This is a genomic window from Amycolatopsis sp. NPDC058340, assembly GCF_042723975.1.
GTDB lineage: Bacteria > Actinomycetota > Actinomycetes > Mycobacteriales > Pseudonocardiaceae > Amycolatopsis.
The window spans coordinates 57,333-81,311 of record NZ_JBHXIB010000035.1 but is presented as its reverse complement, the minus strand read 5'-3'; the positions used below and the strand labels follow the sequence as shown (position 1 = coordinate 81,311).

The 23,979-nt window shown below is 71.0% G+C and carries 26 protein-coding genes; 11 read left to right on the top strand and 15 right to left on the bottom strand.

Annotated elements, in window-relative coordinates; translation table 11 throughout:
* Positions 1–93: 93 nt before the first annotated feature.
* Complete coding sequence (locus ACFWIW_RS29935) at positions 94–657, bottom strand: DUF3000 domain-containing protein (RefSeq protein WP_378371552.1); 564 nt, start codon at positions 655–657, stop codon at positions 94–96.
* An 88-nt stretch (positions 658–745) separates the two neighbouring features.
* Between ACFWIW_RS29935 and hemE the strand changes: the two genes are divergently transcribed.
* The 4 genes from hemE to ACFWIW_RS29915 are packed head-to-tail and all read left to right on the top strand — an operon-like array spanning position 746 to position 5,271.
* Positions 746–1,819 (top strand): uroporphyrinogen decarboxylase, encoded by a 1,074-nt coding sequence (gene hemE, locus ACFWIW_RS29930; RefSeq protein ID WP_378371551.1) that lies wholly within the window; start codon positions 746–748, stop codon positions 1,817–1,819.
* Positions 1,816–3,195, top strand: coding sequence for a protoporphyrinogen oxidase (gene hemG / locus ACFWIW_RS29925; RefSeq protein ID WP_378371550.1), 1,380 nt, complete (start codon positions 1,816–1,818; stop codon positions 3,193–3,195). Before hemE ends, hemG begins: the two co-directional genes overlap by 4 nt.
* 25 nt (positions 3,196–3,220) lie before the next feature.
* Positions 3,221–3,913 carry a hydrogen peroxide-dependent heme synthase gene (gene hemQ / locus ACFWIW_RS29920; protein WP_016332997.1) on the top strand — a complete coding sequence of 231 codons (693 nt, stop codon included), beginning with the start codon at positions 3,221–3,223 and terminating at the stop codon, positions 3,911–3,913.
* Between the two features lie 11 nt (positions 3,914–3,924).
* Positions 3,925–5,271: a CoA transferase gene (locus ACFWIW_RS29915; RefSeq protein ID WP_378371549.1), complete on the top strand. Its 1,347-nt coding sequence runs from the start codon at positions 3,925–3,927 to the stop codon at positions 5,269–5,271.
* Positions 5,272–5,287: 16 nt separating this feature from the next.
* Here ACFWIW_RS29915 and ACFWIW_RS29910 read toward each other — a convergent pair whose 3' ends face one another.
* The 8 genes from ACFWIW_RS29910 to ACFWIW_RS29875 all read right to left on the bottom strand — a co-directional run bounded on the left by ACFWIW_RS29910 (position 5,288) and on the right by ACFWIW_RS29875 (position 11,682).
* Entirely contained in the window at positions 5,288–5,632 is a 345-nt protein-coding gene (locus tag ACFWIW_RS29910) for a hypothetical protein (RefSeq protein ID WP_378371548.1), read from the bottom strand.
* Positions 5,629–6,444 carry a DUF692 domain-containing protein gene (locus tag ACFWIW_RS29905; protein WP_378371547.1) on the bottom strand — a complete coding sequence of 272 codons (816 nt, stop codon included), beginning with the start codon at positions 6,442–6,444 and terminating at the stop codon, positions 5,629–5,631. Before ACFWIW_RS29905 ends, ACFWIW_RS29910 begins: the two co-directional genes overlap by 4 nt.
* Positions 6,434–7,372, bottom strand: a complete 939-nt coding sequence (locus ACFWIW_RS29900) for a TIGR04222 domain-containing membrane protein (protein ID WP_378371546.1) — start codon at positions 7,370–7,372, stop codon at positions 6,434–6,436. Before ACFWIW_RS29900 ends, ACFWIW_RS29905 begins: the two co-directional genes overlap by 11 nt.
* Before the next feature lie 113 nt (positions 7,373–7,485).
* Positions 7,486–8,331 carry a TIGR04222 domain-containing membrane protein gene (locus ACFWIW_RS29895; protein WP_378371545.1) on the bottom strand — a complete coding sequence of 282 codons (846 nt, stop codon included), beginning with the start codon at positions 8,329–8,331 and terminating at the stop codon, positions 7,486–7,488.
* Positions 8,332–8,406: 75 nt separating this feature from the next.
* Positions 8,407–8,829 (bottom strand): peptide-methionine (R)-S-oxide reductase MsrB, encoded by a 423-nt coding sequence (gene msrB / locus ACFWIW_RS29890; RefSeq protein WP_378371544.1) that lies wholly within the window; start codon positions 8,827–8,829, stop codon positions 8,407–8,409.
* A gap of 19 nt (positions 8,830–8,848) precedes the next feature.
* Positions 8,849–9,154 (bottom strand): hypothetical protein, encoded by a 306-nt coding sequence (locus ACFWIW_RS29885; protein WP_016333002.1) that lies wholly within the window; start codon positions 9,152–9,154, stop codon positions 8,849–8,851.
* A gap of 73 nt (positions 9,155–9,227) precedes the next feature.
* Positions 9,228–10,829, bottom strand: coding sequence for a protein kinase (locus ACFWIW_RS29880; RefSeq protein WP_378371554.1), 1,602 nt, complete (start codon positions 10,827–10,829; stop codon positions 9,228–9,230).
* A gap of 166 nt (positions 10,830–10,995) precedes the next feature.
* Positions 10,996–11,682, bottom strand: a complete 687-nt coding sequence (locus ACFWIW_RS29875) for a TVP38/TMEM64 family protein (protein ID WP_378371543.1) — start codon at positions 11,680–11,682, stop codon at positions 10,996–10,998.
* Between the two features lie 24 nt (positions 11,683–11,706).
* On the opposite strand from ACFWIW_RS29875, the gene ACFWIW_RS29870 reads away from it, so the two are divergent.
* From ACFWIW_RS29870 to ACFWIW_RS29855, 4 genes are all read left to right on the top strand, one after another.
* Complete coding sequence (locus ACFWIW_RS29870; RefSeq protein WP_378371542.1) at positions 11,707–12,264, top strand: GNAT family N-acetyltransferase; 558 nt, start codon at positions 11,707–11,709, stop codon at positions 12,262–12,264.
* A gap of 19 nt (positions 12,265–12,283) precedes the next feature.
* The gene (locus ACFWIW_RS29865; RefSeq protein ID WP_378371541.1) at positions 12,284–13,303 is read left to right on the top strand and encodes a DNA polymerase domain-containing protein; all 1,020 of its coding nucleotides are present in this window, start codon (positions 12,284–12,286) and stop codon (positions 13,301–13,303) included.
* 225 nt (positions 13,304–13,528) lie between these two features.
* Positions 13,529–13,921: a DUF6221 family protein gene (locus ACFWIW_RS29860; RefSeq protein WP_034318123.1), complete on the top strand. Its 393-nt coding sequence runs from the start codon at positions 13,529–13,531 to the stop codon at positions 13,919–13,921.
* 7 nt (positions 13,922–13,928) lie between these two features.
* Positions 13,929–14,966 (top strand): LLM class flavin-dependent oxidoreductase, encoded by a 1,038-nt coding sequence (locus tag ACFWIW_RS29855; protein ID WP_378371540.1) that lies wholly within the window; start codon positions 13,929–13,931, stop codon positions 14,964–14,966.
* Here the strand turns inward: ACFWIW_RS29855 and ACFWIW_RS29850 are convergent.
* The gene (locus ACFWIW_RS29850) at positions 14,963–16,477 is read right to left on the bottom strand and encodes a PucR family transcriptional regulator (RefSeq protein WP_378371539.1); all 1,515 of its coding nucleotides are present in this window, start codon (positions 16,475–16,477) and stop codon (positions 14,963–14,965) included. The two genes, ACFWIW_RS29855 and ACFWIW_RS29850, sit on opposite strands and share 4 nt — an antisense overlap.
* A 206-nt stretch (positions 16,478–16,683) precedes the next feature.
* On the opposite strand from ACFWIW_RS29850, the gene pruA reads away from it, so the two are divergent.
* Positions 16,684–18,321, top strand: coding sequence for an L-glutamate gamma-semialdehyde dehydrogenase (gene pruA / locus ACFWIW_RS29845; protein ID WP_378371538.1), 1,638 nt, complete (start codon positions 16,684–16,686; stop codon positions 18,319–18,321).
* 16 nt (positions 18,322–18,337) lie between these two features.
* On the top strand, positions 18,338–19,267 hold the full coding sequence (locus ACFWIW_RS29840) for a proline dehydrogenase family protein (RefSeq protein WP_378371537.1): 930 nt from the start codon (positions 18,338–18,340) through the stop codon (positions 19,265–19,267).
* Between the two features lie 87 nt (positions 19,268–19,354).
* Here ACFWIW_RS29840 and ACFWIW_RS29835 read toward each other — a convergent pair whose 3' ends face one another.
* Positions 19,355–19,711: a co-chaperone YbbN gene (locus tag ACFWIW_RS29835; RefSeq protein ID WP_038515702.1), complete on the bottom strand. Its 357-nt coding sequence runs from the start codon at positions 19,709–19,711 to the stop codon at positions 19,355–19,357.
* A gap of 90 nt (positions 19,712–19,801) precedes the next feature.
* Between ACFWIW_RS29835 and ACFWIW_RS29830 the strand changes: the two genes are divergently transcribed.
* Positions 19,802–20,044, top strand: a complete 243-nt coding sequence (locus ACFWIW_RS29830) for a DUF2630 family protein (protein WP_016333014.1) — start codon at positions 19,802–19,804, stop codon at positions 20,042–20,044.
* A 70-nt stretch (positions 20,045–20,114) separates the two neighbouring features.
* Here the strand turns inward: ACFWIW_RS29830 and ACFWIW_RS29825 are convergent, their stop codons facing one another.
* The 4 genes from ACFWIW_RS29825 to ACFWIW_RS29810 form a co-directional block, all read right to left on the bottom strand.
* Positions 20,115–21,671 (bottom strand): alpha/beta hydrolase, encoded by a 1,557-nt coding sequence (locus ACFWIW_RS29825; RefSeq protein ID WP_378371536.1) that lies wholly within the window; start codon positions 21,669–21,671, stop codon positions 20,115–20,117.
* Positions 21,672–21,743: 72 nt separating this feature from the next.
* Complete coding sequence (locus ACFWIW_RS29820) at positions 21,744–22,823, bottom strand: ATP-dependent DNA ligase (protein WP_378371535.1); 1,080 nt, start codon at positions 22,821–22,823, stop codon at positions 21,744–21,746.
* Positions 22,824–22,851: 28 nt separating this feature from the next.
* Positions 22,852–23,439, bottom strand: a complete 588-nt coding sequence (locus tag ACFWIW_RS29815) for an alkaline shock response membrane anchor protein AmaP (RefSeq protein ID WP_360091550.1) — start codon at positions 23,437–23,439, stop codon at positions 22,852–22,854.
* Positions 23,436–23,972: a DUF6286 domain-containing protein gene (locus ACFWIW_RS29810; protein WP_378371534.1), complete on the bottom strand. Its 537-nt coding sequence runs from the start codon at positions 23,970–23,972 to the stop codon at positions 23,436–23,438. Before ACFWIW_RS29810 ends, ACFWIW_RS29815 begins: the two co-directional genes overlap by 4 nt.
* Between the last annotated feature and the right edge of the window lie 7 nt (positions 23,973–23,979).

Here is a 23,979-nt window from a genome sequence, read left to right as displayed (position 1 = left end):
GTCGGGCCCCGGGGAGAAGTCCGTGAAGGCCTCCTTGAGGGACCCAGGGTCCCTCAAGGAGGCCTTCACGGACTTGGGAAGCGCTCGAAGCGGCTAGGAGGACTGGCGCTGCTCGAACAGGGTCACGCCCACCGGAGGCAGTCCCACGACGCTCGCCATCACCTGGCAGAACGCCTGCCCGTGCGGCCGTAGCGCGGCGTCGGTCGGCGTCCAGGACGCCCGGAGTTCCAGATCGTCGGTGCGCGCGGGCCCCGAGATGTCGCCGAAGCGGGCCGACGAGGTCTCGGTGACCGTCCCGCCCAGCGCCGTCCACTCCGCGCCGGAGGTCTCCAACGCGTCGGTCAGCCACGACCAGCCGACGGCGGGCAGGAAGGGATCGGTCGCCAGTTCCCGGTCGAGTTCCGCGCGGACGTACATGACCAGCCGCAGGACCCCGTCCCAGCCCTCTTGGCCCGCCGGATCGTGCAGCAGCACCAGCCGCCCCGACGCCAGCACGTCCGCCGGCCCTTCCACCTCGCAGCTGACCGCGTAGGACCACGGCGCCAGCCGCTGCGGCGGGCGCATCGTCTCCAGCTGGACTTCGGGGCGGGGCCGGACCGATTGCAACGCCGCGACGGCTTCACGGAAGAGATCGGGTACTGATGTCATCGCGGTCACCAACCGACTGTAAGACGCGATCGTCCGGTTCGGGGCGCAGGCGCGCCGAGAGTAAGGCCTCCGAGCGCACATGGCACCATGAACCGTGATGTCTCCTTCAGTCGCTTCTCCCGCGCAGACCGTCCCGGCGGCCCGGCGCGCCCTGCCCGGTGCGCCGTTCCTGGCCGCCGCGCGCGGCGAACGCCCGGCTCACACCCCCGTGTGGTTCATGCGCCAGGCGGGCCGGTCGCTGCCCGAGTACCGGGCGCTGCGCGAGGGCACCTCGATGTTCGAAGCGTGCTTCGACCCCGAGATGCTCGCCGAGATCACGCTCCAGCCGATCCGCCGCCACGGCGTCGACGCGGCCATCCTCTTCAGTGACATCGTCGTCCCGCTCAAGGCGGCGGGCCTCGACATCGACATCGTCGCGGGCACCGGCCCGGTCGTCGCCGAGCCGATCCGCGACGCCGCGGGCGTGCGCGCGCTGCCGGTGCTGGAGCCGGAACAGGTGGAGCGGGTCGCCGAGGGGGTCCGGCTGCTGGTCGGGTCGCTGGGCGAGACGCCGCTGATCGGGTTCGCCGGCGCGCCGTTCACGCTGGCCTCGTACCTCATCGAGGGCGGGCCGAGCCGCAACCACGAGCACACCAAGGCGCTCATGCATTCCGAGCCCCAGCTGTGGCACGAGCTGGCCGGGCGCCTCGCGGACATGGCGATCACCTTCCTCTCCGCGCAGCTCGACGCCGGGGCCGACGCGATCCAGCTCTTCGACTCGTGGGCGGGTGCGCTCTCGGAGCGGGACTACCGCGAGTTCGTCCTCCCGCATTCGGCGAAGGTGCTGTCCGCGGTCGCGGGCTACGGCGTGCCCCGGATCCACTTCGGCGTCGGCACCGGCGAGCTGCTGGTCGCGATGCGCGACGCGGGCGCCGACGTGGTCGGCGTCGACTGGCGCATCCCGCTCGACGAAGCCGTCCGGCGGCTCGGCGGCGGTGTCGTCCAGGGCAACCTCGACCCGGCGCTGCTGCACGCGTCCTGGCCGGTCATCGAGGCCGAAGTGCGGCGCATCCTCGCCGAGGGCCGCGCGGCCGACGGCCACGTCTTCAACCTCGGCCACGGCGTGCTGCCCGGCGTCGACCCGGACGTCTTGACGCGCGTGGTCGGGCTGGTGCACGAGCACCGGCCGTGACCACCGTCGCCGTCGTAGGTGGCGGCATCTCGGGACTGACCGCGGCGTACCGGCTGCGGACCCTGCTCGGCGAGGACTCCCGCATCGTCGTCTTCGAGGCGACCGGGTCGCTCGGCGGGAAGCTCCGCACGGTCGAACTCGCCGGAGAGCGCTACGACGTCGGCGCGGAGGCCTTCCTCGCCCGCCGCCCCGAGGCGGTCGCCCTGGTCCGCGAGGTCGGGCTCGGCGAGAGTCTCGTCCACCCCACCAAGGCCCGCGCCAAGATCCACGCCGGCGGTTCCGTGCTCGGCCTGCCGCCGGGCACGGTCATGGGCGTTCCCGCTTCGGCCGACGCGGTCGCGGGGGTGCTGTCGGAGAAGGGCCGCGCACTGGTCGAGGCCGAGGCGTCGCTGTCTCCGCTGGAACTGCCCGCGGAGGACGTGCCGCTCGGGCCCTTGCTGCGTGAGCGGTTCGGTGACGAGCTCGTGGACCGCCTCGTCGATCCACTGCTCGGCGGGGTCTACGCCGGGGGAGCGGACGGGCTCGGGCTGCGCGCGACCATGCCCGGTCTCGCGTCCGCGATCGATCGCGGCGCACGCTCGCTCACCGAAGGCGCCGCCTCGCTCATGCCCGCCTCGCCGAGTACGGCGCCGGTCTTCGGCACCCTCCTGGGTGGCCTCGGAACGCTGATCGCCCGGCTCGCGGAGCTGTCCCGCGCCGAGATCCGGACCGGGACCACGGTGACGGCGCTCGAACGCACCGCCGTCGGCTGGAAGGTCGACGACCTCGACGCCGATTCCGTCGTTCTCGCCGTCCCGGCGCCTTCGGCACGACGGCTGCTCGACGGTGTCGCGGGAGTGGCCTCGTCGGTGTTCGCCAAGGTGGAACTCGCGTCGATGGCGGTGGTCGCGCTCGCGCTGCCGCCGGGGACCGTGTTGCCGGAATCGTCCGGGGTGCTGATCGGCGCGGGGGAGCGGGACGCGGCCGGGAAGCCGTTCGCCGCCAAGGCGTTCACCTTCTCTTCCCGCAAGTGGGCGCAGTACGGCGAAGGCCCGGTGCTGGTGCGCGGCTCGGTCGGCCGCTTCGGCGAACCGGACGCGCTGCACGCGGACGACGACGAACTCGTGCGCGTGGTCCGCGCCGACCTGGCCCGGCTGACTGGCGTCACCGCCGAGCCGATCGACACCCTGGTGACCCGATGGGGCGGCGGGCTCCCGCAGTACGGCACCGGGCACCTCCTCCGCGTCGAGCGGATCGAACGCGCCGTCGCCGGTGTCCCCGGCCTCGCCGTGGCGGGCGCGACACTGCACGGCGTCGGGCTGCCCGCCTGCATCGCGACCGCCGACGCGGCCGCCCGCCGCATCGCCGGGATCACACCGCCCCACGAGGGCTCCTGAGCACCGGCAGTGCCAAGATGGCGGTATGGCGCGGCTGAACTACAACGAGCTCAATGACACCATCCGCTACACCGCCTGGTCGGTCTTTCGTGCCGAGCAGGGCAAGCTCGGCGAAGACCGGGCGAAGGCGACCGCGGAGACCACCGAGTACCTCGACGCGCTGGAGGCCAAGGGCGTCGTCGTCCGCGGTGTCTACGACCTCTCCGGGCTGCGCGCCGACGCCGACTACATGATCTGGTGGCACGCCGAGGAGATCGAGCAGGTCCAGGCGGCGTACAGCGGGTTCCGGCACACGCCGCTCGGCCGCGCGTCGGCGCCGGTGTGGAGCCAGGTCGCGCTGCACCGCCCGGCGGAGTTCAACAAGAGCCACATCCCGGCGTTCCTCGCCGGTGAAGAGGCCCGCAAGTTCATCTGCGTGTACCCGTTCGTGCGCTCCTACGAGTGGTACCTGCTGCCGGACGACGAGCGCCGCAAGATGCTCGCCGACCACGGCAAAGAGGCCCGCGACTATCCGGACGTCCGCGCCAACACGGTCGCGTCGTTCGCGCTGGGCGACTACGAGTGGATCCTGGCCTTCGAGGCCGACGAACTGCACCGCATCGTCGACCTGATGCGTCATCTGCGCGGCACCGAGGCGCGGCTGCACGTGCGCGAGGAGATCCCGTTCTACACCGGGACGAAGGTAGCGCCCGCCGAGCTGATCGCGCTCCTGCCCTAGTGAAGGCCTCCGTGGACACCCGCGTCTGGACCACGCTCACCGGCGACACCCTCGCCGAGGACGCCGTCGAGATCACCGGCCCCGAGTCGGTGCTGCCCGGCACCTTCCGGGTCGAGGAGGCGGCGACGACGAGTATCGCCGCGGCGACGCTCGCGGCCGGGGAACTGTTGCGGCTGCGGGGAATCGAGCCGGGCAAGGTCTCGGTCGACACGCGGCACGCGGCGGCGGCGTTCCACAGCGAACAGTACGTCCGCGTCGACGGGGAGCCGGTGCCGTTCAGCGCGCCGCTGTCCGGCGACTACCGCGCGAACGACGGCTGGGTGCGGCTGCACTGCAACTACCCGCGTCACGTGTCCGCCGTGTGCTGGGGTCTGGGCGTGCCCGCGACGCGGGCGGCGTTCGAGAAGGTCGTGGCGGCCAAGTCGAAGTACGAGGTCGAGTCGGCCGTGGTCGGCGCCGGCGGGGCCGCCGCCGTGATGCGGACCCGTGACGAGTGGCTGGCGCACAAACAGGGGCAGGCGTCGAGCGCGTTGCCGGTCGCCGACATCCGGCCGCTCGGCCCGTCGGAACCCGTGCGGCTCTTCGAATCCGGCCGGCCGCTGGGCGGGGTGCGGATCCTGGACCTGACCCATGTCATCGCCGGGCCGGTCGCGGGCCGCGTGCTCGCCGCGCACGGGGCGACCGTCATGCACATCGGTTCTGCGCAGCTGCCGACCGTGCCGCCGCTGGCCGTCGACACCGGGATGGGGAAGCTCTCCGCGTACGTCGACCTCGAGACCGAGGCCGGACGCTCGCGGCTGCGCAAGCTGATCGCCCGCGCCGACGTCGTGTTGCAGGGATTCCGACCGGGTTCGTTGACTGCCAAGGGTTTCTCGCCGGAAGCGATCGCCGAGCTCCGCCCCGGAATCGTGGTCGCCGACCTGTCCGCCTACGGCTGGGAAGGGCCGTGGGCACGCAGGCGCGGGTTCGACAGCCTGGTGCAGATGGCGTCGGGCATCGCCGACGAAGGCGGCAAGACCGCCGGGCTCGACGGCCCGGGACCGCTTCCGGTGCAGGCGCTCGACCACGCGACCGGCTGGCTCACCGCGGCGGCGATCATGACCGCCGTCCGCCGGGCGGCCACCGAAGGCGGCAGCCAACATGTCCGCACGTCGCTCGCCGGGACCGGCGAGTGGCTGAACTCTTTGGGACGCAAGGAACCGGGGCCCACCGGCTTCGACGGCGGCGAGTGGCTCGAAGACGTCGACGGCCAGCTCGGTCGGGTCACCCGGGTGAAGATGGCGGGAACACTGCCCGGCTCGAATCCACAGTGGACGGAAGCGACGCACGTGGCGGGGAGCGACCGCCCGGTCTGGTGAAACCGCATTCAGAGGACTAAATGCGGCGTAGCAGGCGCGCGAATCGGCCCGGGGGTTTCGGGATCTCAGCGCGTTCGACGAGCCACGTGCCGAACGCGTCCGCGTAGGCCCGGGCGCGGATCGCGTCGGTCTTCGGGTGGCTCGTCGCGTACTCGCGGAAGAGTGCGGCGAACCGGTCGCCGAGAGCCTCGGCGAGATCCGGGCGGAGGTAGGCGGCCAGCCTGCTTTGCTTGTTCCGCAAGACGTTCGCCTCGATGCGGAGCCTGTCCGCGTCGAAACCCGCCGGAGCGTCGCCTCCGGCGAGAAGCGCCTTGAGCAGCTCCGCCTGCTGCCCGGCGAGCCGCTCCCGGGGCGACGTCACGGCGAGACCGCTTCCCGCAGCGCGGCCAGCTCGGCCGCCAGTTCGGTGTCGGACGGGTAGTCGTCGTCGCGCTCCAGCAGGACACCCGGCGGCTCGGTGCGGCGCCGCAGTTCGCGCAGCAGGTCCAGCACCTCCGGGACCACCGGATGGGCGTGCGTGTCGTGGTAGACGCCGTCGCGTTCGACACCGCCGGCCATATGCGTGTACGCCAGCCGCTCCCACGGGATCTCGTCGAGGAACCGTTCGGGATCGGTGCCGAGGTTGCGGGCGTTGGCGTACAGGTTGGCGACGTCGATGATCAGCAGGCAGCCGGTCCGCTCGGTCAGTTCCCGCAGGAATTCCGACTCGGTGAACTCCGCGTCCGGCCATTCCAGCACCGCCGCGATGTTCTCCAGCGCGAACGGGACCTCCACGATGGACTGTGTCAGGTTGACGTTGTCCACCAGGACGTCCAGCGCTTCCCGGGTGCGGGGGAGCGGCATCAGATGGCCCGAGTCGAGGCCACCCGCGCGGACGAAGCACACGTGGTCGCTGGCCATCGGCGCGCCGAGCTCGCGGGTGAGGACCGCGAGATGCTCGACGCGCGCGGTGTCCAGCGGCTCCGCGCCGCCCAGCGAGAGCGACACCGCGTGCGGCAGGACCGGCATTCCCTTGTCGCGCAACGCGACCAGGGTCTCCGGAAGATGCCCGGCGTGCAGGTTCTCGGCGACGACCTCGACCCAGTCGACGCCTGGCAACCGGGCGATCGAAAGATCGAGCTCGTGCCGCCAGCCGATACCGATCCCGAGCTTGCCGGGCCCGTCAGCCGCCACAGCCGCCTCCACCGCAACCGCCGCCGCCGCTGCTGCCGCTGCTGCAGGAGCTGCCTCCGCTGCTGCACGAGGAGCCGCCGCCGGACGAACCGCCGCCGAAACCGCTGGAGACCGGCGGCGGGATGAGGGCCGCGCTCAGCTCCTCATCGGGGTACGAGGCGAGGCCGCCGAACGCGACCGCGGCCGCGGCGCCGCCCAGCAACCCGGCACCGGCCGCCCCGGCGTAGCCCGGTCCGTTCGGGATGCCGCGTTTGCGCTCCCGCCCGTGCGCGGACCTGGCCTTGTGGAGGACCCGGGCACCCTCGCTGGTCGGTCGCGGGCCCGGCCGCTTGTTCTTGAGCGCACGGGAGATCACCGTCGCGAACACGGCCGAGATCAGCAGCGGGATCAGGTATCCGACCGGGCGGTCGCCGGCTATCCCGGCGATCAGGCGCGCCACGCCGAGGACCAGGACGGCGAGATACAGGAAGTACACGACCCGGCGGATCCGCGGCGTCTGATCGACGACGACCAGCCCTCGCGTCTCAAGCCCCTTGGCGAGCGCCTGCATCGGCCCCGACAGCCGCAACCGGTCGCGGATGCCGCGGGTCGTGGCGTTGTAGCCCGGCTTGGCGCCCTTGGCGACGGCCTTTTCGATCGGGTCGGCGGGCTCGGGGCCCGTCAGCTGGAGCTGCTTCGAACTGCTGACCCGCAAGGTCCCGCGGTCGACCAGCGTCGCGATGGCCGTGTCGACCACCCGGTCCGGGCCACCGGCGAGATAGGCGAACTCGTACACGGTCGGCTGCGGGCCGCTCACTTCGGCGCGCGGCGCCTTGTCGCCCAGTTTGGTCGCGATCGTCCACACGAAACCGGCGACCACCGGGAATACGATCAGGGCGCCATAGATCGCCAGGAAAGTCGGTCCGGGGATGCCCCAGGTGTCTTCCATCGCACGGGCCTTTCGCGAGCAGGTGCACTTACCGTAGTCGGACGCTTTTCCGTCCGGTGGTGGTTCCGTGATTCGAGCATCCGGTGTGGAGTCCGGTGACGGCAGTTGGGCCGTCAGCCGCCACAACCGCCGCCACCGCCACCGCCGCAGGACGAACCGTTCGCACAGCCGCTTCCACTGCCCGACGAACCCGCCGATCCCTTGGCGGTGGCGTCGCCGGTCCTGACCAGCACGTCCGCCATCACCGGATCGGGATACGCCGCCAACCCGCCGAGCGCCACCGCGCCCGCCACTCCGGGGACCAGAAGCGGGTTCCGCCGGGCCGCGCCGATGACGCCCAGCCCGGCCAAGGTCGGCAGGACGGTGCGGCTCGGCCGTTGGAGAAGGGCGGTCCCGGCGATGGCCGCGACCACCGCGAGGAGGAGACCCGTCAGCACCCCGACCGGGCGACCCAGCGGGATGGCGTTGGCGAGCCTCGCCAGCCCGAGCGCGAGCACGGGGAGGTAGACGATCAAGGCCACCAGCCACCCGGCGCGACGGCGACGTTCATCCACTTGCAGGCCGCTCAGCTGAAGTTCGTTGCGCACTTCCTGGACGGCCGCGCTCCGGCTCAGCAGCTTCTTCAACCGGTAGAGTCCGCCGTCGCCCGCCCGCGGGACGAGTTCGGCGGCGGCGCGTGTAAGCGGGTCTCCTGATGCGGCTCGGAGGACGGTGACCCGCCCTCGGCTGTCCAGCCGTATCCGTTCACCGGCGACCATGGTGGCCACCGCGACATCGGCGACCCGCTCGGTGCCACCGGCCAGAGCGGCGAGGTGATAGGGGCCCGGCGGCGTCCACTCGTCGGCGGCACGGCGCCGGAGCGAATGTGTCCACAAGCCGGCGACGAGAAACGGCAGCACGGCACAGACTCCGTACAGCCACGCGAAAGCCGGTCCGGAGATTCCCCAGGGTTCGTTCATACGAGACCGCCCTCCCCGACGCTGTTCCTGTCATCCGGGAACGCGCCGGGAAGGGCGGTGGTTCGCTTCGTTCGGTTACGACTCGGGAACGAGCTTCAGCGAGATCGAGTTGATGCAGTACCGCTGATCCGTCGGCGTGGCGTAACCCTCGCCTTCGAAGACGTGCCCGAGGTGGCTGTGGCACGACTTGCACAGCACCTCGATCCGGCGCATTCCCATGGTGGTGTCCTCACGGAGGAGGACGGCGTCGGTGTCAGCCGGGTCGTAGAACGACGGCCAGCCGCAGTGGCTGTCGAATTTCGTGTCGCTGCGGAACAGTTCGGCGCCACAGGCCCGGCACTGGTAGACCCCGGTGGTCTTCTCATCGGTGTACTCACCGGTGAAGGGGCGCTCGGTGCCCGCCTGGCGAAGGACGGCGTACTCGTCGGGGCTGAGCTGCTCCCGCCATTCCTGCTCGGACTTGACCACGCGCGGCGTGGCTCCGACAACGGGTTTCATGCCTTTCACCGGTTCCACGTTACCCCGCGAGCCACGCGATGGCCCGGCCGATGATGTCCCATGCGGTGACCATCACGCCGAGCACGATGAGGACCACGACGAGTGCCGAAACCCACCAGCGCAGCCCGCCGAGACGGTTGCTGGAGTCGGCGAAATCGGAGACACCGTCGAGGCAGGCCTCCACGGTGAAGTTCGGGCCGCAGCGCTCGATGCGGTCCAGATGCTCGGCGAAGGCCCGGGCTTCGGGGTCGTACGGGTCGAGGCCTACCAGGTCCTCCTGGAAACGAGGATTCTGGCCAGGTCCGAAAGGTCCGCTATCGGCCATACCGCCAACAGTAAGCCAAGAGCGGCGATTGGCCTACCACCAGCGAGGCGGGTCTCACCACCGCCACGCTGCGTCAGTTGCCGAGTACTCGTGTGTCGGCGTCGATGTAGTACTGCCCGCCGACCTGGACCACGCGCAGCGCCGGCCGTGGTCCCTTGTTGAGCGTGATGTTCATGTCGATCGAGCCGTCGGGGTTTCCGCCGCCGCTGTCCGCTCGCGCGGTTTCGGCACCAGTGACCTTGTGAGTGCTCCAGTACTCGGCGAACGCCTGCTCCGAGCCGTAGACCGCCTTCGCGGCCTCCGTGAGCTTGTTCCAGCTCGCGGACGTCCCGATCTTGTCGGTGTCGAAGAAGTCCAGCAGGAATTGCCCCACGCTGGAGTAGCTGGTGACCTTCTCGCTCGGGGTCTTCCCCAGGCCCGCGGGTGCGGGACGCGACGAAGACGAGCCGCTCTTCGGCGGCGCCGAGGTGCCGGGCTGTGGGTTCGCCCCGGTGTTGTCGCCCGCCTGGGTGTTGGAGCCGTTGCTCGAGTTCAGGATCAGGAACACGATCACGGCGATCACCACGACCGCGGCACCGGCGCCCGCGAACAGGACGGCTTTGCGCTTGGCGTCGGCGGGCTTGGCCGGGGACGGCCGCATCGGTGCGGCCGCGGACGGCGGCGGGCTCATCGCGGCGACCGGGCGCGGCGGGGTGTTCGGCGGGGCGGACGGCGAGCGCATCGGGATGAACGCGGCCGTCGGCGTGTGCGTCTTGGTGGGTTGCGGAGGAGCCGCGGCGGAGGAGACCGGCTTGTCGGTCCGCTGCCACGGCGGGCGGTCTCCGCCGGGGATGCCGTGCCCGGGAGTCTCGGGCACGGCGGGCTGTCTACCGCCGCCCGCTCCGAAAAGCCGCGGCGACGCGGCCATGCCCGCGCCGGATTCGTTCGCCGCCAGCGCGGCGAGGCGCTCCCTGGCCTCGGCCATGCTCGGGCGTTCGGTCGGCTCGGTGCGCAGGAGGCTCATCAGCAGCGCCGTCGCGGGGCCCGCCTGCTGCGGCGGGTTGATCTGGCCGTTCGCGGCCGCGTACAGCAGCGCGAGCTGGTTGGAGCTGTTCCCGTACGGCGTCTGGCCCTCGATCGCCTGATACAGCGTCGCGCCGAGCGCGAAGACGTCGGAGCTGGGCACCGGGTCCGAGCCGCGCGCCAGCTCGGGCGCGAGGTACGCCGGGGTGCCGCCGATCAGGCCGGTCTGGGTGAGCGTCATGTCACCGGCCGCGCGGGAGATGCCGAAGTCGGTGATCTTCGCGGTGCCTGCCTCGTCGATCAGGATGTTGCCCGGTTTGACGTCGCGGTGCACGATCCCGGCGCGGTGCGCGGCGACCAGCGCCGACGCGACCTGCTCGCCGATCTTCGCGACGCGCCCCAGCGCCAGCGTGCCTTCATCGGCGATGATCGCCGAGAGACTCGGGCCGTTCAGGTACTCCATCACCAGGCAGGGGTCGCCGCCGTGCTCGGCGATGTCGAACACCACGATCGCGTTCGGATGCTGGAACCGGGCCGCGTTCTTCGCCTCGCGCATGGCGCGCTGGCGCATGTTGTCGCGTTCGGCCTCGGAGACACCGGGCTGCGGGAGGATCTGCTTGACCGCCACCGAGCGCTCGAGGCGGACATCGATGGCACGCCAGACCACCCCCATGGCACCGCTACCAATTTGCTCGACCAGGCGATAGTGCCCAGCGATCAGCTGACCGGTGTCGATGGCGACTGCTCCTGACACATTCTCCGGGTGATGGTGGCGCTACGCGGCCTGACAGGTCCCGCGCACTCGATCGAGTGTAGCGGGCGGCGGTTTCGGCTCCCCGTCAGCTCGCCGGTGCGGAGGCGGGCAATTCTTCCTCGCCGCTCGGTTCGGGCACCGGACTGGCCTTGCGGCGGAAGACCTTCACCAGCCCGATGGCCCCCGCGGCGGCGAACACGGCGTAACAGATCAGCAGGGCGGGAGGCGTTTCCCCGGTCAGCGCGTCGCCGAGGACGACGACCGCGACCGTACCCGGCAGGCTGCCGAGCGCGGTCCCGATCAGATACGGGGCGAAACGGACCGATGACACTCCGCACAGGTAACTGAACGGAGCGAACGGCACCATCGGGATCAGCCGTAAGGAGGTGATCGCCAGAACTCCGCCGTCCGAAAGCCGGTCGTTGACCGCGCGGACCTTCGCCCGGTGCAGGTGCCGGGTGACCAGATCGCGGCCGAGTGCCCGCGAAAGGGCGAACGAGAGCCCGGAAGCGACCGTGGTCGCCAGGATGCCGACGACGATTCCCGTCGTGGCGCCGAGCAGCAGCCCGCCCGCCAGGTTGAACACGGTGCGCGGGATCGGCGCCACCGTCAGCACCGAATAGGCCAGGAAGAACACCAGCGGAGTGGCCGGGCCGGTCTCGGCGGCCCAGGCCCGCAGCCCGGCCGGACTCGGGATCGGCAGCAGCACCGCCGCCGCCACGAACAGGGCGAGCACGGTGAGCGCGAGAATCAATTTGGTACGGCCGGACACCGCGTCCACCGTACCGTGTCCGCCGTGATCGACACCGAGGCGCTGCGGGCGCAGCCCGAACTCACCGGCGAGAACGTCGTGCTCACGCAGCTCGACGAGACCTACTTCGAGACCGTCTGGAAGGCCTTGCAGGAGCCGGAAACCATGCGGCTGACCGGTACGCACACCAAGTTCACCCCCGAGCAGATCCGGACCTGGCTGGCCGGGCGGACCGGTCTCGACGACCGCGCGGACTACGCGATCGTGCGCAAGGCCGATCGCGCGCACGTCGGCGATCTCGCGCTCACCGACGTCGACAAGGACAACCGTTCCGCGGCGTTCCGCATCGCGCTGAACGGGCCGGAGTTCTTCGGCATGGGCTACGGCACCGAGGCGACCAGGCTCCTCCTGGACTACGCGTTCGTCGCCGTCGGCCTGCACCGCGTCTCGCTGGAGGTGTTCGACTACAACCCGCGGGCCCAGCGCGTCTACGAGAACGCCGGCTTCGTCCGCGAGGGGCTCCAGCGGGAAGCGCTGTGGTGGGACGGCGAGTGGCATGACGTCGTCACGATGGCCGTCGTGGAGACCGATCCCCGGCCCTGATCGGCGATACGGTGTCCGCATGCCCAAGAACGGTGAGCCGATCGAGGTCGAAGCGGGCGGGCGCAAGGTCCGCGTGTCCAGCCCGGACAAGGTGTACTTCCCGGCCAGGGGGATCACGAAGCGCCAGGTCGTGGAGCACTACGTCGCGGTCGGCGAGCCGTTGCTGCGCGCGATCGGGGAGCGGCCGACGACGCTGAAGCGCTACGTCGACGGCGTCGAAGGCGAGTGGTTCTACGCCAAGCGCGTGCCGAAGGGCGCCCCGGACTGGGTGGAAACCGCGAAGATCACCTTCCCGTCGGGCCGGACCGCCGAGGAGGTCTGCCCGACCGAGCCCGCCGTGTTCGCGTGGGCGGCGAACCTGGGCACCTTCGACTTCCACCCGTGGCCGGTGCGGCGGCCCGACGTCGACCATCCCGACGAGCTCCGTATCGACGTGGACCCGCCGGACGAGGCGGGCTTCTCCGACGCGGTCGAGGTCGCGGGCGTGGTCCGCGAGGTACTCGACTCGGCGGGCCTGACCGGCTACCCGAAGACGTCGGGCGGGCGCGGGGTGCACGTCCTCGTGCGGATCCGGCCGGACTGGGACTTCATCGACGTGCGGCACGCGGTGATCGCGCTGGGCCGCGAGGTCGAGCGCCGGATCCCCGAGAAGGCGACCATCGCCTGGTGGAAGGAAGAACGCGGCGGCCGGGTCTTCATCGACTACAACCAGGCGGCGCGCGACCGCACGGTGGCGTCGTCCTGGTCGGTCCGCGGCACCCCGAGGGCGACGGTGTCGACGCCGCTGACCTGGGATCTGCTGACCGAGGTCGACCCGGACGACTTCGACGTCCTCACCGCGGGCGCCTTCTACGCCGAGCGTGGCGACCTCCACGCGCCGATGGACGAGCAGGCGTTCGGCATCGAGACGCTGCTGGAGTGGTACGCGCGGGACGAACGCGACCACGGCCTCGGGGAGATGCCGTATCCGCCGGACTATCCGAAGATGCCCGGTGAGCCGAAGCGCGTCCAGCCGAGCAAGGCGCGGGACGACACGTAGCACGCGCCAAGTGACGGCGCGTGCGGCCGCGGTGACGAATTCACGTTTTCCCTTCGTTTTGCTCCCGGAGTGATTGCGCTTTCGTGTCGATCCAGAAACCAGTCACCGCCCCGCGGTGGATCGATACGAGACTGTGTGACGCGCGGGACCCGGCCGTAACGCCGGGCTTCCTGCCAGCGACATTTCCCTCCGAACACTAGGCTGGGGGAGGACGAAGGAGTACCCGTGGACGACCTGATCGCCTTTCTCGCCGCGCGTGTGGGGCAACGCCAGGCGTTGATCATGCAGGCGGTCAAGAAAACCGAGATCAACGAATCGCTCACTCGCGGTGAGACCAAGGTCGTCATCGAAAAGAAGATCCGTTCGCTCAACGACCTCGAACTCGACACGGTCAATCAGATGATCAACGAGATCGAGGCGACCCGGCGGCTCCTGCAGGCGCACCGCACCACGGTTTCGGAGAAGGTCCCCGGATTCCCCTTGTACGGCAACGAGTACTGGTGCGAGACGTGCCATGTGCCCGCCGACGAGGCCGGGACGAACTGGTGCCTGACCCTGCGGCTGCTGGCCCTGCCGCACGCCGACCACCCGGATTACAGCGAGCGCTGGCGCCCCTGAGCGGGGAATGCCCGCCGGGCCGGGACGCGTTGACCCGAAGGTGATCACGCTTTCGGTACTGGACCGGTCCCCGACCCGCCGCGGCGGCGACGCGCCCCGCGCCCTGCGGGACACGGTCGCCTTCGCGCGGGACATCGAAGCCTTGGGCTATCACCGGTTCTGGGTCTCCGAACACCACAGCGTGCCCGGTGTCGCCGGTTCCGCGCCCACCGTATTGGCGGCGGCCGTCGCCTCGGCGACGGAACGCATCCGGGTCGGCACCGGCGGCGTGATGCTGCCCAACCACCGGCCGCTCGTGGTCGCGGAACAGTTCGGCGTGCTCGAAGCGCTCTTCCCTGGCCGGATCGACATGGGGCTGGGGCGTTCGGTCGGGTTCACCGGCGGGGTCCGGCAGGCGCTCGGACACGACAAGGACGACGCCGATCGCTTCGGCGAACAGGTTCGCGAGCTGCTGGGCTTCCTCGCGGGCGATCAGACGACGTATCCGGGCGTGCACGCCATTCCCGCGGAAGGCCTGCGCGTGCCCGCGTTCCTGCTGGCCACCGGTGCCGGGGCGCGGCTGGCCGCGGAACTGGGGCTGCCGCTGGTGATCGCGCCGGTCCGGGGCGAGGGACCGATGCTCGAAGCCGTCGAGGGATATCGCTCCGGATTCCGCCCTTCCCCGCGGGCGTCGCGGCCGTATGTCGTGGTGTCCACGGCCATCGCGGTCGCCGAGACGGCCGAACGGGCCCGGCGGCTGCTGATCCCCGAAGCGTGGTCGACCGTCTATTCGCGCACGCACGGTGTCTTCCCGCCGTTGTCGCCGGTGGAGGAGATCCTCGCCGGGCCGCTGTCGGAACGCGACCGGGAGCGGCTGGACCGGGCGCTCGACGGTCAGCTCGCCGGCACCCCGGACGAGGTGGGGGACCGGCTGGCCGATCTCGCCGCCAAGACCGGCGCCGACGAGATCCTGGTGACCACCAGCACGTTCGACCAGGCGGAGCGGCTGGAGTCCTATCGCGCGCTGGCCGAGGTCGCCGGGCTGCGGAGCCTGACGCCGGCCTAGAGACGCAACAGAAGCTGGGTGAGCAGGCGCTGCGCGGGGTCGTCCAGGTCGATCCCGGACACCTCGCCGGCGCGGCGCACCCGGTAGCGGACCGTGTTCGGATGGATGTTCAGCTCGCGCGCCGCGCGCCGGACGTCTCCGAACGCGTCGAGGTACGCGAGCACGGCGGGCACCAGGATGCCGCCGTGTTCGGCGTCGTGCGCGAGGAGCCCGGTCAGCCGCGGGTCGCGGATCCTCGGTTGCTCGCCGAGGAACGCGAGCACCTCCGAGAGCAGGACTTCGGCGCGGACGTCGGCCAGCGAGGCGACGTCCGCGGTCTCGTGCCCGCGCGCCATCGTCGCCAGCACGCGGTCCGCGTCGCCGCGGGAGGCCGCCGCTTCCGAGAGGCGGGGCACGACACCGCCCAGCGCCGCGCGCACCCGGACGTCGAGATGCCGTTGCGCGGTGCCGACGATTTCCTTGGCCAGCGCCAGGATCGGCGCTTCGGCGTGCTCCGGAAGGTCGGGGAGGAGCGCGTAGACCCGGCCGCCGATCACGCTCACCAGCGCGCTCCGCCGGTACGCGGCGGTGTGCACGGTGATCAGGTGCACCAGCTCGGCGCGGCGCAGCTGCCGGTCGGTCGCGGCCCGGTCGCGGGGGAGCGAGAACGCCAGCACCATGGCGGGTTTCCCGGGATCCGCGCCGATGTCGTCGGCGACGGACTCGGCGTCGACGCGGCCGTCGAGCAGCCCTGCCAGCAGATCCTCGCGCAGCCGGAGCTCGGGGCTGGGCAGCGTCCGGTGCCGGATCAGCTGCGGTGCCAGCGCCCGGCTCGCGCCGAGCAAGGCGACCTCCGCGCTTTCGGTGAGCGGATGCGCGCCCTCCTGGACCCAGATCGTGCCCAGCGGCTGCGACCCGGCGTGGATCCCGGCCGCGATCCGCCGCCGGATGCCGAGATCGGGCCGCTCGTCGATGCGGACGATGCCTTCACCGGCACGAAGCCGCTGGTAGACGCCCCATTCGCGCAGCATCGCGAGATACCGTTCCGGGCCCTCGCGGCCGAGGATCGAGAGCCGCCGCAGTTCGTCCACCTCGTCGCCCGCGCGCGAATAGGCCAGCACGCGGCTCGCGGTGTCTTCGATGCTGACCAGGCCGCCGGTCAGCGTCGCGATGGTCTGCGCGAGCGAGAACAGATCGCCCAGCACCTCGCCGCTGTCCGCTTCGCCACCCGCGCGCGCCGCGTCGACCACGCCTCTGGCCAGTGCTTCGACCTGTTCCCAGCGTGCCTCGTGGCCGACCTCGATCAGCGCGATCCCCGCGTCGGCCGCGACGTTCACGACGGCCGAGCCGTTCTTGACCGCGACGGCGGCCGCGCCGGACCGCCCCGCCGCCCGGATCGCCCCGGAGGCCGAGCGCCCGCGAGCGCCGATCACCAGGACGAGGTCACCCGGATGGGCGTCGGGCGGATCCTCCGGATCGTGGATGACGACGTCCTCCACGCCGACACCGAGCCCGCCCGGGGCCGCGAGCATCCTGACCAGCGGTTCCCCGAGCGTGGCGAGGACATGCCGGAGGGAGGCACCTGTGGTCGTATCCGTGGTCAGGTCATCACCGAATTAAGCCGATCGGACAAGATGGTCACCCTGATTCTAGCCAGTCGAACAAGCCGTGGCGAAGCCGTCCGGTCTACCGTTCGGGGTGAGACCTCTATCCGGCGAAGTGAAGTCAGGAGCAGTCAGTGGACGCCGTGACCCAGACCCCCGCCCCGAAGAACGAGCCGGTGCTGAACTACGCGCCGGGCAGCGCTGAGCGCGCTGAACTCGAGGGCGCGCTCAAGACGCTGGGCAACGCCGACCCCATCGACATCACCGCGACGATCGGTGGTGAGCAGCGCAAGGGCGGCGGCGAGAAGATCGAGGTCGTCCAGCCGCACAACCACAAGGCGGTGCTGGGCGTCATCCACAGCGCGACCGCGCAGGACACCCACGACGCGATCGCCGCCGCCAAGGCCGCCGCCCCCGGCTGGCGCGCGCTGTCCTTCGACGACCGCGCCGCGATCATCCTGCGCGCCGCCGACCTGCTCGCCGGCCCGTGGCGCGCCAAGCTGAACGCCGCCACCATGCTCGGCCAGTCGAAGACCGCCTTCCAGGCCGAGATCGACTCCGCCTGCGAGCTGATCGACTTCTGGCGCTTCAACGTCGCGTTCGGCCGTCAGATCCTCGCCGAGCAGCCGGTCAGCTCGCCCGGTATCTGGAACCGGATGGAACACCGCCCGCTCGAGGGCTTCGTGTACGCCATCACCCCGTTCAACTTCACCGCGATCTCCGGCAACCTGCCGACCGCGCCCGCGCTGATGGGCAACGTCGTGCTGTGGAAGCCGTCGCCGACGCAGAGCTACGCCGCGCACATGCTGATGCGGCTGCTCGAAGAGGCCGGTATGCCGCCGGGCGTGATCAACCTGCTGCCGGGCGACGGCAAGGCCGTCTCCGAGGTCGCCCTGACCCACCGCGACCTGGCCGGGATCCACTTCACCGGTTCCACCGCGACCTTCCAGCACCTGTGGTCCACCGTCGGCGCCAACATCTCGGGCTACCGCACGTACCCGCGCCTGGTCGGCGAGACCGGCGGCAAGGACTTCGTGCTCGCGCACGCCTCCGCCGACGTCGACATCCTGCGCACCGCGCTGATCCGCGGCGCCTTCGAGTACCAGGGCCAGAAGTGCTCGGCCGCTTCCCGCGCGTACGTCCCGCGCTCGCTGTGGGCGAGCCTGAAGGACGACCTGGTCTCCGAGACCGAGGCCATCACCTACGGCGACGTCACCGACCTGGGCAACTTCGGTGGCGCCGTGATCGACCGCCGCGCCTTCGACAAGCACGCCGCGGTGCTGAAGAACGCGGCCGAGGACCCCGAGATCGAGGTCATCGCCGGTGGCACCGCCGACGACAGCGTCGGCTACTTCGTGCGCCCGACGATCCTGGTGTCGGACAACCCGAACCACGAGATCTTCCGCACCGAGTACTTCGGCCCGATCCTCGCGCTCCACGTCTACGACGACAGCACCGACGCGGGCTTCGACAACGTGCTGAAGCTCGTCGACGAGACCGCCGACTACGCGCTCACCGGCGCGGTCATCGCGAACGACCGCACCGCCGTGGCGAAGGCGTCCGAGGCGCTGCGCTTCGCCGCCGGCAACTTCTACGTCAACGACAAGCCGACCGGCGCGGTCGTCGGCCAGCAGCCCTTCGGCGGCGCCCGCGCGTCCGGCACCAACGACAAGGCCGGTTCGGTGTTCAACCTGCTCCGCTGGACGAGCCCGCGCTCGGTCAAGGAGACCTTCGTCCCGCCCACCAGCGTCCGTTACCCCCACCAGGGCTGAGAACCAGGAGTTCGTGATGTTGCGTGCCCCGTTGCTCGCCGCCGCTCGATCCCAGCGGATGCGCAAGCTGGTCGAGGTCGTCCCCGCCACCCGATCGGTGGTGGGCCGGTTCGTCGCCGGTTCGAAGACGCCCGACGCCGCGCGGGTGGTCCGTGAACTGGCCGACGACGGCCTCCGGGTCACCCTCGACCACCTCGGCGAGGACACCACCGACGCCGAACAGGCCGCGACGACCGTCCGCGCCTACGAGGAACTGCTGACCGCGCTGGCGGCCGACGGCCTCGCGTTCGGCGCCGACGTGTCGGTGAAGCTGTCCGCGGTGGGCCAGTTCCTGCCCGTCGACGGCGAGAAGGTCGCGCTGGAGAACGCCCGCAAGATCTGCGCGGCGGCCGAAGCGGTCGGTGCCACGGTCACCCTCGACATGGAGGACCACACCACCACCGACTCGACGCTGGGCATCCTCAAGGAGCTGCGCACCGAGTACCCGTGGGTCGGCGCGGTGCTGCAGGCCTACCTGCGGCGCACCGAGCAGGACTGCCGTGACCTGGCGGCCGAGGGTTCCCGTGTCCGGCTGTGCAAGGGCGCGTACGCCGAACCCGAGGAGGTCGCGTTCCAGGACAAGTCCGAAGTGGACAAGTCCTACGTGCGCTGCCTGAAGATCCTCATGCAGGGCAAGGGTTATCCGATGGTCGCCTCGCACGACCCGCGGATGATCGCGATCGCCGAGAAGCTCGCGGCGGACGCGGGCCGCAAGGCGGACGACCACGAATTCCAGATGCTGTACGGGATCCGTCCCGAAGAGCAGCGCCGCATCGCGGGCGACGGCAAGACGATGCGCGTCTACGTCCCCTACGGCGACGAATGGTACGGCTATTTCATGCGCAGGCTGGCGGAACGCCCGGCGAACCTGGCGTTCTTCCTGCGCGGACTCGCCACCAAGGGCTGACCCGGCCCCCGGTGGCACTGTTCCGCTGAAGGACAAAGGGGCCCTTCCCGGCGAAACCCGCCGGGAAGGGCCCCTTCTCCATGCTCGTCAGGCCTCCTGGGCCTCTTCCTTGAGCTTGTCCATGTCGATGTCGCGCGCCTGCTGGATGAGGTCTTCGAGCGTCTTCTCCGGCAGCGCGCCCGGCTGGGCGTAGATCACCGTCTTGTCGCGGATGACCGCGAGCGTGGGGATCGAGCGCACGTCGAAGGCGGCGGCCAGCTGCTGCTCGGCCTCGGTGTCGACGCTCGCGAACACGATGTCGTCGTGGTTCTCCGACACCTTCTCGTAGGTCGGCGCGAACTGACGGCACGGCATGCACCAGCCGGCCCAGAAATCGATGATGACGAAGTCGTTGTCCGACACGACCTGGTCGAAGTTGGCGGCGGTCAGCTCCACTGTGCTCATGCCCCGCGTAACGAATCGGGCGGTACGCGCATTCCCGTGATTGCGCGTAGCGTCTCGGATGGAGCAACCCACGTTTCGCGGGAGGTGCGTATGGCCGACGGGGACATCCTCAGCCGGATCGACGAGCTGGTCAGCGAGGAGCACGAACTCCGTTCGCGGGCGATCGGCACCGGGCTCAGCTCGGACGACCGGTCCCGCCTCGCGAGTGTGGAGCAGCAGCTGGACCAGTGCTGGGACCTGCTGCGGCAGCGGCGGGCGCGGGTCGAGTTCGACGATGACCCGGATCAGGCCACGGCGCGGCCGGTGTCCGAGGTGGAGTCTTACCGGCAGTAGTACCGCCTGGGTCTCGTGAGTGGTAAGGACGGTTAGAACCGTCCTTACCACTCACGAGGCCCGAGGCGGGTCAGGCCGGGCAGAGGGTCCCGTCGACGGGCACCTTCCCGTCGATCAGGAACGCCCGTGTCGCGTCCGCGACACACGGCGAGAGGCTCAGCGCGCCGTGCCCGGCACCCTGCCAGGTGATCGTGACCGCGCTCGGCATCTGGTCGGCGGCCCGGCCGGTGCCCTGTTCGGGGGTGACCGGGTCGGTCGCGGTGCCCGCGACGAGTATCGGCGGCGCACCCGGCGCGCCCGCGGGCGGGAGCGGTTCGCGGCGCACAGGCCAGGGGCTGCACCACGCCAGTTGCTGCGCGGCGAAGACGCCGAACTGCGGATACTTGTCGCGCAGGGTCGTGGTCACGCGCGTGAGCTCCTCGGCCGAGAGCCGGGTCGCGCTGTCGTTGCACTTGGTCGCGAGCGTGCCGTCCAGCCGCGAAGGCCGCGCCCGCGAGTCCTTCAGCACCGGTTCGGCGAACGCGGCCAGCGGGGTGACGTCGCCGGTCTGCGCGGACTTGAGCGCTTCGGCGAGTTCCACCCAGCGTGAGCGCTGGGCGAGCCCGGAGTAGATGGCGTACAGCGCGATCCCCGGCGTGATCTCCGCGCCGTCGGTGGTCGTCGCGGAGGCGGCGCGGAGCCGGTCCGCGACGGTGGTCACGGCCGATCGGGTGTCGCCGAGTGGGCAGCCCCTCGCGACGCAGTCGGCGCCGAAAGCGTCGAGGGTGGCCTGCGCGCTCGCGGCGACCTGTTCCTGCACCGCGGCCGCGTCCGGGGCCGGGTCAGGCAGCCCGTCGAGCATCATCCGGCCGACCTGGGCCGGGAACCGCACGGCGTACTCGGCGAGCACCTTCGAACCGTCGCCGCGCCCGAGCGCGTGCAGTTTGTCCATGCCCAGTTGCTCACGGAGTTCTTCGAGGTCGCCCGCGGCCCGCCAGCTGTCCATCGCGACCTGCGAGTCGTCCAGTTCGATGGCGCATTGCTGACCGGCCTTGCGCGCCGCGTCGACGACGCCTTCGAGGTCGGCGGCCGCCGGGTCGCCGCTCAGCAGATCGGTGCGGATCTCCGCCGGGATGCACTGCACCGGCGCGGACGACCCGGTCCCGCGCCGGTCCACGCCGATCAGGGAGAACTTCTGCAGGAACTCGGGCGGCAGCGTCGCGGCCAGCCGCGCGGCGTACAGCGACCCCGGTTCACCGTCGACGTCGTTCACCACGACGAGCGGGATCGGCCCGCCGCCGGTTTTGACCACCGACAGCCGCGAGAGCCCGCGGCCCGGCAGGTCCGGCGCGTCGAGCGTCGTGGCCACCCTGGCGCAGGAGAACTTCAGCGTGTCGGGCACGGACGGCTGGCCCAGCCGCTGCCGGGTCGCTTCGTCGCAGTCCTCCCAGTTGATCGACGGCGACCGGGGTTCGGCGAGCGGCGGCAGCGGCACCTGCTGCGCCGTCGTCTGGCCGCCGGGATCCGGCTTCCCGTCGTTGTCGATCACCGCCGGCCGGACCGAGGGCCCCGCCGTGCAGCCCGCGAGCACGGCCGCCACCACGGTGGTCGTCAGGAACAGCCGTGGCGTGCGGCGGGCGGTGCTCACGGGCTGGTCCTCACTTCCACGGCATGACAAAAGCTCGGAACAGAGCTTCGCAGGTCGGATGTCAGGACACGGTTAGCGGGTGCGTTTCACCTCGCCGCGGAACACGGCGTCCAGGTCGTAGCGGGCGACCTCGTCGAGCTGGGCGTAGGTGCAGGAGTCCGGTTCGCGGTCGGGGCGCCAGCGTTTGAACTGCGCGGTGTGGCGGAACCGCGACGGATATCCGCCTTCCGTGTGTTCGTAGCCGACCTCGACCACCTTCTCCAGCTTCAGCGGCACCCACGGGGCTTCCTTCGCCTTCCAGCGGGTGATCCCGCCGGGGATCCGCTGGTGTTCCCGTACGTTGTCGCCCAGCCAGGGGTGATCGGCGCCGTCGGTGATCAGCGGCGCCAGCTCCTCGGCCAGTTCACGCCGCCGGGTGACCGGGAACGAGCCGACGACACCGGGATGGTGCAGCACGCCGTTCTCGTCGTAGAGCCCGAGCAGGAACGAGCCGACCAGCTCGCCCGGTTCGCCGTCGACGTGCCAGCGCAGCCCCGCGAGCACGCAGTCGGCGGTGCGCGAGTGCTTGTACTTCAGCAGCACCCGTTTGCCGGGCGTGTACGGCTCGTCGAGCGGTTTGCCGATCACGCCGTCGAGCCCGGCGCCCTCGAACAGCTCGAACCAGTGCCGCGCGATCGCCGGATCCGCGGTGGCCGGGGTGAGATGGATGCCGTCGGACGCCAGCTTCTCCAGCCGTTCCCGCCGTTTCGACGTCGGTTCGTCCAGAAAGGACTCGTCGCCGAGCGCCAGCAGGTCGAACGCGACGAATTCGGCCGGGGTCTGCTCCGCCAGCAGTTTGATGCGGCTTTCGGCGGGGTGGACCCGGTCGGTGAGCGCGTCGAAATCCAGTTTCCCGTCGCGGGCGACAACCAGTTCGCCGTCCAGCACGATCCGGTCGGGCAGCGCCGCCTTCAACCGCTCGACGACCTCGGGGAAGTAGCGGTTCAGCGGTTTCTCCGACCGCGACTGCAGGGTCAGCTCGTCGCCGTCGCGGAACACCAGGCAGCGGTAGCCGTCCCATTTCGGCTCGAACAGCAGCCCGCCGGAATCGGGGATCGCCTTCGCCGGTTTGGCGAGCATCGGTTTGACCGGCGGCGTCAGGGGAAGCGACATGACGGCCATTCTTGCCGCACCGGCGTGCTCAGCGCACCCGTTGCGGTGCCGTCGTGTCGAGTTCGATCCGGACGGCGGTCGGCAGGACGTCCACCCCGAGCGATTCCCGCGCGCGGGCCAGCACCGTGTGGTCGAGCTGCTCCCAGACCCGTTTCAGATCGGTGCCCTCGACGAGCCAGAGCGTGATGCGCAGCGCCGGGTTCTCCTTGTCGCCGACCGCGCGGACCCGGGCGCGCCCGACCCCGTCGACCGTCTCGGCGTCGAGGCGGACGGCCTCGGAAATGGCCGAGGAGGTCACCACGAGGTCGTCGTCGAGTTCGAGGTCCGGGCGGCCTTCCGGGCGCAGCGACCGGAAGAACCACCACAGGCCCAGCCACAGCAGGAGGACGCCGAGCACGATCGCGCCGATCCGGCCGGCGAGCGCGTGCCGCGACAGCCAGTCGAGGGCGATCGGGTCCACGAGCGGCCGGTCGGCGCGATACGTGCCGAGCCAGCCCGCGCCGACCACCAGCGCCGCGGCCCCGCCGAGCAGCGCGAGGAGTCCGATGAGGACGGTCAGCGTCCGTTCCGTGCCGGTGGACCGGCCGAGTGCCTTGGCGGAGACCGAACGGGTCATCGGCGGTCCTTCGGGGAGTCGACGACGACCGACACCTTCGGCCGCCGCACCAGTGGGACGTCGTCGAGCAGACCGGAGACGGTCTCCAGCAGCCGCGGCCGCAGCTCGCCTTCGGTTTCCAGCCTGCTCGTCGCGCGGACGCGGATCTTCTTGGCGGTGGCCGTGACCTTCGCGCCCGCGACGTTGTCCTGTGCGCGCACCGTCACCCCGACCAGCCTCGCCAGCGAACGCGGCGACGTGGTCACGCTGACCTCGTTCGCCGGATCGGTCAGCCGGATGGCGCGCCGCCCGGCCGAGGCCGCCGCCAGGATCAGGAGCAGCCCGACGACCGCGACGGCGATCGAGAGGTACCGGACTTCGGCGGTGTTCCAGGACAGCTCCGCGAGCCTGTCGCGCCAGTCGTCCCACGGGACGAACAGCGGCCCGCGTCCCGGCCGCCACCAGCCCCAGCCGACCTCCAGCGCCAGCAGGACCCCGGCGGCGGCCAGCGCCAGCCCGATCAGGGCCGACAGCAGGCGGACGAACAAACGCATGCGGGTG